1 protein-coding gene is annotated in these 262 nt (G+C 37.0%); it reads right to left on the reverse strand.

Annotated features, from left to right (window positions below; genetic code table 11):
• A partial coding sequence (locus IDG64_RS14530; RefSeq protein ID WP_206171369.1) for a fibronectin-binding protein occupies nt 1-262 on the reverse strand: 262 nt, incomplete at both ends.

A 262-nucleotide genomic window follows, 5' to 3' on the forward strand; every position in this document is an offset into this window, starting at 1 on the left:
TATCAATGATGTTACCGCCATGTTCATACTTAGGTTTGTCTTTTTCTGTATCTTCCTCGAATGACTGATTACCATTATTTTGACCATGAATTTGAGGTACACTGTCGAAATCGATATCTACGATATTGCCACCTTGTTCATATTTAGGTTTGTCTTCTTCTGTGTCTTCCTCGAATGACTGGTTACCGCTATTTTGGCCACCTTCATAACCTAATTCACTCTTAATATCAACGTGGCTATTTTCTTCGATTTCTTCAATCAC

Source organism: Staphylococcus sp. EG-SA-15, assembly GCF_017151895.1.
GTDB classification, from domain to species: Bacteria; Bacillota; Bacilli; order Staphylococcales; family Staphylococcaceae; genus Staphylococcus; species Staphylococcus aureus.